Below are 11,481 nucleotides of genomic sequence, written 5' to 3'. Positions count from 1 at the left end.
GCTCTAGAACTATTTTTAAGATGCTGTAAATAAACCTATAGAATTTTGAAATGAAAGCTTTTTACAAAAACAACAACGGATTAATTGCTACTACAGAATGGAGTCCAAACTGCTGGATAAATATTGAATGTCCTACCGAAGCAGAAAAAAAATATTTACTCGAAGACTTACAAATTCCCGAAGCATTTTATAACGATATTGAAGATATTGACGAAAGACCACGGATAGAAATTGAAAATGGTTGGACTTTGATCATCATGCGAATTCCTGTGAAGAGTACTGATGTGAAATTACCTTTTCATACTATTCCAGTGGGTGTTGTTTTTAAAGGAGAAGTATGTATGACCATCAGTTTTCATAAAACAGAAATGCTCACGGATTTTGTTACTTACACCAGACGTAAGAATATCAACATTAAAGATAACTTCGATTTAGTGTTGAAGTTATTGCTGTCTTCTAGCGTTTGGTATTTAAAATATTTAAAACAAGTCAATCAAAAAATAAAATTAGCCGAAGATAATTTAGAGAAATCCATAAAAAATGAGGAGTTACAAGCTTTGTTTCAAATTGAGAAATGTTTGGTATTCTTCATGACATCCTTGAAGGGGAATGATATTTTACTGCATCGAATCAAGAATATAAAAGCTCAGAGAGAGTTTTTTGACACAGAATTAGTAGAAGACGTCGAGATTGAATTGCGCCAAGCCCAAGAAACAACAAGTATTTATAGTGATATTTTAACAGGAATGATGGATGCGTACGCATCTGTAATATCAAACAATATGAATACGATTATGAAGCAGATGACTTCGATTTCGATTATTCTTATGATTCCAACATTGATTGCCAGTTTGTATGGAATGAACGTTCCCAATGATTTACAAGATAATCGCTATGGAATCTGGATTGTTATTTCCGTATCTGTTTTGTTATCTGCTTTTGGCGTGTTTCTATTCAAAAGAAAAAGATGGTTTTGATTTTATATTAACATCTGTAATCTTACTTTTTTATGTCTTTAATAGAATGTTTTTTATATTTAGAAAATTATTAAATACAATAAAAATGAAAATTTCAAACAGAGACATTAAAATATTTTTCTTAGGATTTGCTACGCTTTTTATCATAGAAACAGTTTACGACTGGGATTCTACTATTGGGTCTTTTAAAAGAGGCCGGGATGCAAGCTCAAAATAAATTATGAGAAGTTAAAATCTTTATCAATACCCTTTTCCTTTAAATGAAAGGAAGTTATACTTTATAAAATTAAATCGGTTTCTATTTTGATATCTAATAATAATAGTTAACTTTGTATTTCAAAGTACTTTATTTATGAGTCAAAAACTGCAAGAAGATTTATCACACATTCGTTCCATGATGGAACGTTCTTCAAGATTTATTTCGTTAAGTGGCCTTTCAGGAGTATTTGCTGGGTTATTTGCGTTAGCAGGCTCAATTTATGCATATCAATTATTTAAAAATAATGGTATTGAATATTTTGATGGTAAGCAAAAGATATATAGTTCTGATTTAATAATCGATTTAGTTTTGATTGCTTTAGCAATTCTCGTCTTTGCATTAGGATCGGGTATATTTTTTACGTTGAGAAAAAGTAAAAAGTTTGATTTGCCAGTTTGGACTAATACTACAAAAAAAATGGTGTTAAATTTAGCGATACCTTTAATGGTTGGAGGTGTATTTTGTATGGCACTTATATATCATCAGTTATTCGCTTTGATTGCTCCTGTTACTTTATTGTTTTATGGCTTAGCATTAATAAATGCAGGAAAATATACTTTTTCGGATATTAGATATTTGGGTACATGTGAAATTATTTTAGGTTGTGTTTCCCTTTTTTATCTTGGTTTTGGACTTGTTTTTTGGGCAATAGGATTTGGCGTTTTACACATCCTGTACGGAATAATTGTGTTCAAAAAATACAAATAGAAATGGGAATCATTGATGCATTAAATAAAGATTTTGAAAGTCGGGTCAGATTAGGCATTATGTCTGTTCTGATGGTAAACGACTGGATTGATTTCACTGAAATGAAATCTTTATTAAATATCACGGATGGTAATTTAGCAAGTCATTCTTCGGCATTAGAAAAATCGGGATACATTGAGGTTAAAAAAGAGTTTGTTGGCAAAAAACCGAAAACATCGTATCGAGTTACCCATAGTGGTCGCGCTGCTTTTGTTTCCCACTTGAATAGTCTTGAAAAATTAATTAAATCTAAATAGCCTTTTTTTTAATTTTAAACTTTGAAATGCAAAGTACTTTTAAATTTTTATTATGAAAAAACATCAATTAATTTTAGTCTGTAGCTTGATTTTTACGTTGCTTTTTTACAAGCAAGAGGTAGGCGTTAATCTTGCTATTTTCGGTGTAGTATTAACCGGAATGATTTGCTATTTCTGTCAAGAACGATTTACAACTCGTTTGCATTTAATATTAGTAACCACCTCAGTTTTGTCGTGTTCTGCCTTTGCTTGGTATGGTGATTTTGTGTCTTTTTTGGCTTTAGCCATGTCTGTTCTTTTTTTACAATTTAAAACTCGTGAAGTAAAACTTAAAATATTACAGATTTTCCCCATTATATTTATCAACGGGTTTGCTTCATTAGGTCGCATATTCCTATTTAGTCAATGGCTTCCAAAAAGAGAATTTAAAAATGATTTCGCAAAAAAAATAATTGCTTACGTTTTTATTCCAGCTTTATTCATGAGCTTGTTTTTTGTGGTATATGCATTTGGTAGTGATCATTTTTCATCTCTATTTATGGATTATACCTTGGATTTGGTCATCTTCGAAGTCTTTCTGATAGCTTTGTTAGGATTCTACATTTCGTTTAGTTTTTGGAATTATTGGGTTCCCGATGTTTGCTACGAGTACAACTCAATATTAGATACTGATTTCAGCAACGAAATTAAAAACCAAAATAAAAAGACTTTTTCTTTTCTTGATTTAGATTTCGAGAGAAAGAGTGGCGAAATTACCTTTGTACTTTTGAATGTTATGCTTTTAATTTTTATAGTTGCGTATAATTACGAACAGTTTTTTGAAACAATCGAAGTGTCTACATTGAGTTCAGCCACTCACGAAAGCGTAAATGCAGTAATTTTCTCTATTGTTATGGCTGTAGGTGTAATCTTATTTTATTTTAAAGGAGGATTTAATTTTGATGAAAAAGCAAATCATTTAAAACTTTTAGCTAAAATTTGGATTCTTCTAAATGGAGCTTTAATCATTAGCGCGCTTATCAAAAACTCAGAGTATATTTCCTATTTTGGTTTAACCTACAAAAGATTGGGTGTGTATGCTTTCTTGATTTTGGCAATTATTGGATTGTTTTTTGCCTTTTCAAAAATTATTAATCAAAAAACCAATGCCTATCTTTTCAATCAAATGCTTTGGTATTTCTATGGAACGATTCTGTTATGCAGTTTTGTGAATTGGGGAAACCTGATCACTAATTACAATATCTCCGTTAATAAAGGGGTGGAGCCTATGTTTTTATCCACACTTAATTTTAATGATGAAATTCGCAGTGATTATTTTTTACAAAATAAATTAGATGGACAGTACATTGAAATTTCAAGAGAGAAGGAGATTAGTCGCTATCAATCCGAGCCCTTTTTATCAAAAGCTTTGTATTATGAGTTTATAACTGGTAAATAAAAATAAAAAACCATTCAGAAACTGAATGGTTTTTTTATGCTTAATAATCTCCTTTTCCTTTGAATCTGGGGTCATCTCTTTTGATGAATTCAGTTTTTCTTTTAGGTACTTCTGTTTTAGGTAAACTGGCTTCTTCCGTTTTGCTAGAGGGCTCAATAAGCTCGTTTAATTCTTTGATTTCGGCATCAGTCAAATCACGGTATCGTCCAACAGGAATATCCAATGAAATGTTTATGATTCTAATGCGTTTTAGAGCCGTTACATCATAACCTAAATATTCTGTCATTCTACGGATTTGACGGTTTAAGCCTTGTGTCAATATAATTTTGAAAGTGAATTTGCTAATTTGTTCCACCTTGCATTTTCGGGTAACGGTGTCCAAAATAGGAATTCCATTTCCCATGCGTTCGATAAAACGATCGGTGATGGGTTTGTTTACGGTTACTGTATATTCTTTTTCGTGATTGTTTCGGGCACGTAATATTTTATTAACGATATCACCGTCATTGGTCATGAAAATCAACCCTTCACTGGCTTTGTCCAATCGTCCAATAGGGAAAATACGTTTGGGATAATTGATGTAATCCACAATATTATTGCGCACTTCAAGGTTTGTGGTGCACTCGATTCCTACTGGTTTATAAAAAGCAAGATAAACAGGTTTCTCATTTTTTTCCCGGATTAACTTGCCATCAATACGCACTTCATCATCCGGGGAAACTTTGGTGCCTAATTCTGGAACGATTCCATTGATGGTTACTCGACCCTCTTCAATGATTTTATCAGCTTCACGGCGAGAGCAATACCCGGTTTCTCCAATGAATTTATTTAGGCGTTTTAAATTTTCTTCCATACTGCAAAAGTAGTACTAAATTGTTTAATCGATTATGCCGTTATTTATTTATTTATTTGAAAAATTAATAAATAAATAAAGCCTGAAGTATCGGTTATACTTTAGTGTCTGAATCAAACAAGAAATGGGAAACTTTTTTATACAACTCATCGTCATGCATGCTATGTCCCAAACCTTTCGTTTCTATAAAAACTACATTTTTCCATGCCCCAGCAATTTTTTGGCCTTCTTCAAATAAAACTATAGAGTCGTCAATATCATGAGCGATTAATCCTTTTATATTTAATTTCGAAGCAAATATTTTACCTGAAAATTGTTCCAGGCTCAGTTTGAAATTATTGAGATAATGGACCTCTAGAGATTTTGAAACTTTAAGGTTTAAGCTTAATAATGCAATGTAATTGTTCAGGATTATTTTAAAATCGCTTGGCGCTCCTAGGATTACCATTTTTTTTAGTGCATCATTTTGATAAACAGATTGGTAATACAAGCAGGTTTTTCCGCCTATTGAGTGGCCGATGAGATATTGTGGCTTGAATTTTTGAACTGCAACATGAATAAATTGGGCGTACTGAGGTATATTAAATTCTTTTCCACTGGATAATCCATGAGCGGGACCGTCAATAGCAATGATCGTACTTCCTGATTTTTTTAGATGCGGTAGTAAATTTTCCCATCGAGAAGCATTACTTTCCCATCCATGAACAAGAAGGATAATGGTTTCGTTTCCTTTCCAGGTGTAGGTATGAAAATAATCTTCTTTGAGTTGGAATGTTTCAGACTGTGCTTCTTGCAGAATTTTAGGAAGTTTGTTTTTGGATAATTTTCCTTCTCTGGGTTCACTAAAAAACGCATAAGCAAGTTGCGATGCTTTTTTCGGGAATACAAAACTTAAAATGTTAATGTATAACCCAATGGATTTAGTGAATATAAAAAACAGGACTTTCTTCATAATAAAAAAGTCCCGATGGGGATCGGGACTTGAGTGTAATTAGAATTTAGAAAACAATTGTTCCATTTTCTCTTTTTCTTCGTCAGCCAATGAACTATCGACTAATATTCTTCCGGAGTGTTCATCAGTAATGATTTTCTTTCTGGAAGCGATTTCTACTTGTGTCTGTGGTGGTATAGTAAAGAATGATCCTGCAGATGCTCCCCTTTCAATAGAAACAACAGCTAAACCATTACGAACACTTGTTCTGATTCGTGTGTAAGCCTTCAATAATCTTTCTTCAATTAAAGCTTGAAATTCTGCCGATTTTTCAGACAAGAAAGCTTCTTCTTTTGCTGTTTCAGCCATGATAGCGTCTAACTCTGATTTTTTATGCTTTAAATGATTTGATTTTGCTTCTAATCTTTCTTTAGAACTTGAGATTACTTCTTTCTTGTGTTCAATTGAAGCTTTCATTTCTTTGATTTGTTTTTCAGACAATTGAATTTCTAATTCTTGAAATTCTATTTCTTTAGTCAACGAATTAAATTCTCTGTTGTTACGAACAGTTTCTTGTTGCTTCGTATATTTTTTGATCGCTTCTTTGTGCTCATCAATTGCATTCTTTTTTGCTTTGATTAGATCCTCAATAACTTCAAGTTCTCCTTTCAATTTTTCTGAACGTGTGCTTAAACCAGCCACTTCATCTTCTAAATCTTCCACTTCTAAAGGAAGTTCTCCTCTTACGTTTCTGATTTCGTCAATTCTAGAGTCAATAAGTTGTAAATCATAAATTGCTCTTAACTTGTCCTCAACACTTAATTCTTTCGTATTCGCCATATTCTATAAGTACTTAACTGGATTTGAATTTTCTTCTGATAAAATAACTGCAAAATTAAGGATTTTTTTCCGAAGATACTCTACAATATAATTTTTTGTATAGCGTTCGCTTTCAAAATGACCAATATCTACTAAAAGCAACTTGTTTTCGGCCTCATAAAACTGATGGTATTTTAAATCGGCTGTTAAATAAGCATCAGCTCCAGCTTGAATTGCATTTTTTATTGCAAAACTTCCTGCTCCGCCAAGCACAGCTACTTTTTTAATTTCTTTTTCTAAAAAGTTGGAATGTCGAATTCCTAGACATTGCATCTTTTCTTTTGCAAAAAGTAGAAATTCTTTTTCTTTCATGGGATTTTTTAATTCACCAATCATTCCCAAGCCAATATTTTGATGCTTGTTTTGTAAATCATAAATTTCATAAGCCACCTCTTCATAAACATGGCTTTTGAATAAGTTTTTGAGGATTTTATTTTCCAAATGTTTTTCGAAAGTGACTTCGATTTTAATTTCGTCTCCTTGTACAAATTCAAATCGCTCTCCAACTTGCGGATCGCTATGCTCGTTTCCCATATAAGTTCCTATCCCTTTCGAATTAAAACTGCAGTTTTCATAATTCCCAATCTTTCCCGCTCCAGCATCGAATAATGCATTGCGTACTTCTTCGGCATTTTCAGGAATAGTATAGGTTACTAATTTGCGGATGAAATTCTGCTTCGGAATCAGGATTTTAGTGTTTATCAATCCTAAAGAAGAACTAAAAATTTTATTTACGCCTTCTTGATGATTGTCTAATGCAGTGTGAACGGCATAAATGGCAATATCATTTTTTATGGCTTTAATCACGGCTCGTTCTACGTAGTTTTTTCCTGTTATTTTTTTTAGACCTGAAAATAATATTGGATGAAAACAAACGACCATATTGCAATTTTTTGCAATTGCTTCGTCAATTATGTTTTCTAGTGCATCATGGCAAACTAGAATTCCTTTTGCTTCGGATTCTTGGTTTCCAACCAATAAACCCACATTGTCAAAATCTTCAGCATAGGCTAGAGGTGCCATTTCTTCGAGCACGGAAATGATTTCTTTGATTTTCATAGATCAGATTTTTGATGGTTTAATTCTGGATTTTCGAATTAACAAATTAACGAATAAACAAATCAACTTTAAAATAAAATATTCTACTTTCGTAAAATGAATTTACTGCGAAAATTATTATTTCCGTTTGCCATTTTGTATAGTCTGATAACTAATATTCGGAATTTTCTTTTTGATAAAGGTATTTTAAAATCATATTCATATAATTTGCCAATTATTGCGGTGGGTAATCTTAGCGTTGGCGGCACTGGAAAAACACCGCAAATTGAATATTTGATTCGGTTGCTCTCTGATAAATATAAAGTGGCAACATTAAGCAGAGGGTACAAAAGACAGTCCAAAGGATTTATTTTGGCTCAAGCCGATTCAAATGCTTTGGTACTCGGTGACGAGCCTTTTCAGTTTTATAAAAAATTTGAAACGATTCAAGTTGCAGTTGATGCGAATAGAAAACATGGAATCGAACAGTTACTTGCACAAGCCATACAACCGGAAGTTATTTTACTGGATGATGCTTTTCAACATCGAAGCGTAAAGGCTGGTTTTTATATTTTACTCACTTCTTATGGTGATTTGTATTCGGATGATTTTATATTACCTACTGGAAATTTACGCGAAAGTAGCAGTGGAGCACAAAGAGCGAATGTGATTATTGTTACGAAATGTCCATTTAATCTTTCGATAGAAGAACAGAATGATATTAAAAAAAGATTGAAGGTTGTTGCAGAGCAGAGATTGTACTTTACTTTTATAGCATACGAAGATTTTATTTATGCAGAGAAACAAAGGATTAAGCTGACTGAAATTCAGTCAGCTGGTAAATTACTGGTGGCAGGAATTGCAAAACCGGAACCTTTTTTTGCTTATTTGCAAAATACCAATGATGTTTGCCTGTCTTTTCCGGACCATCATAATTTTACCGATAAAGACATTTTAAAAATTAAAAATTTAGCTCAAAATAACATTATTATCACTACCGAAAAGGATTATGTACGGTTAAAAGGAAGTTTGCCAAGCGAGCAACTTTTCTATTTACCCATACAAAGTTCTTTTGTTTCTGGAAGTGAAAATTTTGATAAAACAATTAGTGATTATGTGGGAAAAAGTTCAAGAAACAGTAAGTCAGATTAAAGAAAAAATCAATTTCACACCAGAATATGGAGTGATATTAGGTTCGGGATTAGGGAGTTTTACAGATGAAATGGATGTAGCGTATACCTTACCATATAATGAAATTCTGAATTTTCCTGTCTCAACAGTTCCAGGTCATAAGGGTGCATTAGTTTTTGGAACCATAGGAACTAAAAAAGTGGTGGCCATGCAGGGGCGTTTTCATTTCTATGAAGGGTATTCTATGGAAGAAGTTACTTTTCCGGTGCGGGTAATGAAATTCTTAGGTGTCGAAAAACTAGTAGTTTCAAACGCTTCAGGCGGGGTAAATCCAAGTTATAAAGTAGGCAATATTGTCCTGATAAAGGACCATATCAATATGACACCGGAACATCCTTTGCGTGGTAAAAACGACGATCGTTTTGGTCCTCGTTTTGTGAATATGAGCGAGCCCTATTCTAGAAAAATGATTGCTAAAGTTACTGAAATAGCTAAAGAATTAAATATTGAAGTTTTTGAAGGAGTATATTTGGGTTTGCAAGGTCCAACTTTTGAAACTTTGGCGGAATATAAAATGGTAAAAATTCTTGGTGCGGATTGTGTAGGAATGTCAACCGTTCCCGAAGTCATTGTGGCACGCCACATGAATTTAGAGACATTTGGAATTTCAGTAATCACTGACATGGGGAACGAAGAAAGCATTGGAACTATTTCACATGATGAAGTATTAGAAGCCGCTAAAAATGCAGAACCAAAAGTGAGAAGTCTTATTAAAGAATTGATTCTGAATTACTAGTTCTTTAAATGTTCAGCGATTATGGTATAAAATTCCTCTGGTATGAACGGTTTAGTAATAACATCGTTCATGCCAAATGATAATAACATCTCGCGATTTTCATGTAGTGAGATTGCAGTAAGCGCAATAATAGGGGTAGTTGTATCAAATGCCCGAATCAGTTCTGTAGCAATAGTACCGTTTATACCTGGTAAATGTACGTCCATAAGAACCAGATCAAATTTGTTTTTACGAACCAAATTTATTGCTTCCTCGCCATTATCAATAACTTCACAGATTATTCCTTTGTTGTAAAGCATTTTGGTAGTTATCATTTGATTGATTTTATTGTCCTCAACTAATAGAATTTTTTTGTTTAACAATTTAGCAGCGTAATCTATTTTATGCGTCGCTTCAATAGGCAACGGTTGTTCTCCTATTTTAAAAGCCAAATGAAACGAAAATGTAGAGCCTTGACCAACGATGCTTGTTAATTTTATTTGTCCACCAAGAATTTTAATTAATTTTTTTACGATAGTTAATCCTAAACCTGTTCCGCCATATTTGCGATTAACTTCTATAGACCCTTGAGAAAAACTATCAAACACGCAAGCTAATTTATCTTTAGGTATTCCTATTCCTGTATCTTTTATTTCAAAATATAATATTGCATTTTGATTTTCTAAACTCTTTAGATTATTAATAACAGTGACATTCCCGTCCTTTGTAAATTTAAGCGCGTTGTTAATCAAATTTAACATAATTTGAGATAGCTTTGTGGGATCGCCAATTAAATAATCAGGAATAGTAGGGTCTATTTCCAAGATGAAATTATTGTTGTTAACCAAAGCTAATTCTTTTAAGGAATTTTTAATATCTCCCAAAAGTTTTTTAAGGTTAAAGCTTATGTTCTCTACTTCTACTTTATTAGATTCAATTTTGTTTATTTCTAAAATTTCATTGATAAATTTTGTTAAATAATCACCTGAAAATTTTAATGAAGATAAATAATCCATTTGAGTTTTCTTAGGTTTTTCTTCTAATAATAAATGGGTGATACCGTTAATGGCATTCAGTGGTGTTCGTAATTCGTGACTTACGGTGGAAAGAAATTCAGATCTTGCCTTTGATGCTTTTTCGGCTTTGTCTTTTGCAATTTCTAATTCTTTATTTTTCTCTTTTAATAATAAATTAGATTGGTTCCTGATGATGTTATTTTTGTACAATGACAGACTCAATAACGATAAAATTGAAATTAACGCTATGGCAAGAATGCTGATCAATTTAGAAAATTTATTTGCTTTTTCTTGTTCCCTATTTTCAGTATTGGTTTGTATAATTTCCTTTAATCGTTCTGATTCTTTGAATTCAGTATAGTCATCTATACCAAGTCTCTCGTTATTTAAAATCGCAAGATGCTCCTTTAGATTTAAATGTTGTTTTAAATGGGAATAGGCGTTATTTTTATCTCGCGTCTTTTCATAAACATTGCTTAAAGCAAGCAAAATATTAGACTTTTGTTGCAAATTCTTTGTTTTGCTATTTAGCTTGAGTGCTTTGTTGAGATAATTTAAAGCTAAATTATTCCTGTTTTTTAAGGCTTCAATATTTCCGGTTTGGTATAATGCTTCTGCTTTAGTGTCTAATAAAGCAGGATTATTAGGTTTTGCAATTATAAAATTGAAAACAGATAAAGCTAAATCTAATTTGTTTTTTGATTTATAAATGAGTCCTTTTTGAAGATTAAATACCTCAGCAGTATCAGAAATTTTTAATTCGCTATAAATGGATTTAGCTTTATTAAAATGCATGGCAGCCCTGTCAAAATTTTCTTTTGCCATATAGGATAAGCCAAGATAGTAAAGGGTTGTGGCTTCATTAGAACTAGAATCTAAGTCTGCATATAACTCGGAACTTTTTAACAACGACTGAATTGCATCGTCATATTTTTTTAAATCGTAATAAAGTTTTCCAAGACTGAAATTTTGTGACGCTAAGTCTTCAATATTTTTACTAAGGTTCGCATATGCAATCGCCTTTTGAGTATAAAATAATGCATCTTTATAATTGTTGTTTTGGATGCAAGAGTTACTCAGACTGCTGTAATAAGAAAGACTGTCTGTTTTCTCATGGGATTGAGAAAACAATATTGTATTAAAAAAAAGTACAAAAACGAAAATATATTTCATTTGTAGC

General features: G+C 32.2%; 12 protein-coding genes. 7 read left to right on the top strand and 5 right to left on the bottom strand.

Annotation, left to right across the window (positions count from 1 at the left end):
• Window positions 1-50: 50 nt before the first annotated feature.
• From AC0608_RS00790 to AC0608_RS00770, 5 genes are all read left to right on the top strand, one after another.
• The gene (locus AC0608_RS00790) at window positions 51-977 is read left to right on the top strand and encodes a magnesium transporter CorA family protein (RefSeq protein ID WP_478287789.1); all 927 of its coding nucleotides are present in this window, start codon (window positions 51-53) and stop codon (window positions 975-977) included.
• An 85-nt stretch (window positions 978-1,062) separates the two neighbouring features.
• On the top strand, window positions 1,063-1,194 hold the full coding sequence (locus tag AC0608_RS00785; protein WP_478287788.1) for a hypothetical protein: 132 nt from the start codon (window positions 1,063-1,065) through the stop codon (window positions 1,192-1,194).
• A gap of 135 nt (window positions 1,195-1,329) precedes the next feature.
• On the top strand, window positions 1,330-1,944 hold the full coding sequence (locus tag AC0608_RS00780; RefSeq protein ID WP_478287787.1) for a hypothetical protein: 615 nt from the start codon (window positions 1,330-1,332) through the stop codon (window positions 1,942-1,944).
• A gap of 2 nt (window positions 1,945-1,946) precedes the next feature.
• Window positions 1,947-2,240, top strand: a complete 294-nt coding sequence (locus AC0608_RS00775) for a winged helix-turn-helix domain-containing protein (protein WP_417958327.1) — start codon at window positions 1,947-1,949, stop codon at window positions 2,238-2,240.
• Between the two features lie 52 nt (window positions 2,241-2,292).
• Window positions 2,293-3,678 carry a DUF4153 domain-containing protein gene (locus AC0608_RS00770; protein WP_478287786.1) on the top strand — a complete coding sequence of 462 codons (1,386 nt, stop codon included), beginning with the start codon at window positions 2,293-2,295 and terminating at the stop codon, window positions 3,676-3,678.
• Window positions 3,679-3,718: 40 nt separating this feature from the next.
• Here the strand turns inward: AC0608_RS00770 and rluF are convergent, their stop codons facing one another.
• The 4 genes from rluF to AC0608_RS00750 form a co-directional block, all read right to left on the bottom strand.
• Window positions 3,719-4,531 carry a 23S rRNA pseudouridine(2604) synthase RluF gene (rluF, locus tag AC0608_RS00765; protein ID WP_478287785.1) on the bottom strand — a complete coding sequence of 271 codons (813 nt, stop codon included), beginning with the start codon at window positions 4,529-4,531 and terminating at the stop codon, window positions 3,719-3,721.
• Between the two features lie 94 nt (window positions 4,532-4,625).
• On the bottom strand, window positions 4,626-5,483 hold the full coding sequence (locus tag AC0608_RS00760) for an alpha/beta hydrolase (protein ID WP_417958323.1): 858 nt from the start codon (window positions 5,481-5,483) through the stop codon (window positions 4,626-4,628).
• 39 nt (window positions 5,484-5,522) lie between these two features.
• On the bottom strand, window positions 5,523-6,302 hold the full coding sequence (locus tag AC0608_RS00755; RefSeq protein WP_417958322.1) for a zinc ribbon domain-containing protein: 780 nt from the start codon (window positions 6,300-6,302) through the stop codon (window positions 5,523-5,525).
• Window positions 6,303-6,305: 3 nt separating this feature from the next.
• Window positions 6,306-7,400, bottom strand: a complete 1,095-nt coding sequence (locus AC0608_RS00750) for a Nif3-like dinuclear metal center hexameric protein (RefSeq protein WP_478287784.1) — start codon at window positions 7,398-7,400, stop codon at window positions 6,306-6,308.
• A gap of 96 nt (window positions 7,401-7,496) precedes the next feature.
• On the opposite strand from AC0608_RS00750, the gene lpxK reads away from it, so the two are divergent.
• Both lpxK and AC0608_RS00740 read left to right on the top strand, forming a co-directional pair.
• Window positions 7,497-8,531: a tetraacyldisaccharide 4'-kinase gene (lpxK, locus tag AC0608_RS00745; RefSeq protein ID WP_478287783.1), complete on the top strand. Its 1,035-nt coding sequence runs from the start codon at window positions 7,497-7,499 to the stop codon at window positions 8,529-8,531.
• Window positions 8,494-9,306 (top strand): purine-nucleoside phosphorylase, encoded by an 813-nt coding sequence (locus AC0608_RS00740; RefSeq protein ID WP_478287782.1) that lies wholly within the window; start codon window positions 8,494-8,496, stop codon window positions 9,304-9,306. Before lpxK ends, AC0608_RS00740 begins: the two co-directional genes overlap by 38 nt.
• Here AC0608_RS00740 and AC0608_RS00735 read toward each other — a convergent pair.
• The gene (locus AC0608_RS00735; RefSeq protein ID WP_417958316.1) at window positions 9,303-11,474 is read right to left on the bottom strand and encodes a tetratricopeptide repeat-containing hybrid sensor histidine kinase/response regulator; all 2,172 of its coding nucleotides are present in this window, start codon (window positions 11,472-11,474) and stop codon (window positions 9,303-9,305) included. The two genes, AC0608_RS00740 and AC0608_RS00735, sit on opposite strands and share 4 nt — an antisense overlap.
• Window positions 11,475-11,481 lie beyond the last annotated feature (7 nt).

The sequence above is a fragment of the Flavobacterium sp. GNP008 genome (assembly GCF_056428965.1).
This window is presented reverse-complemented; position numbering and strand designations above follow the sequence as displayed.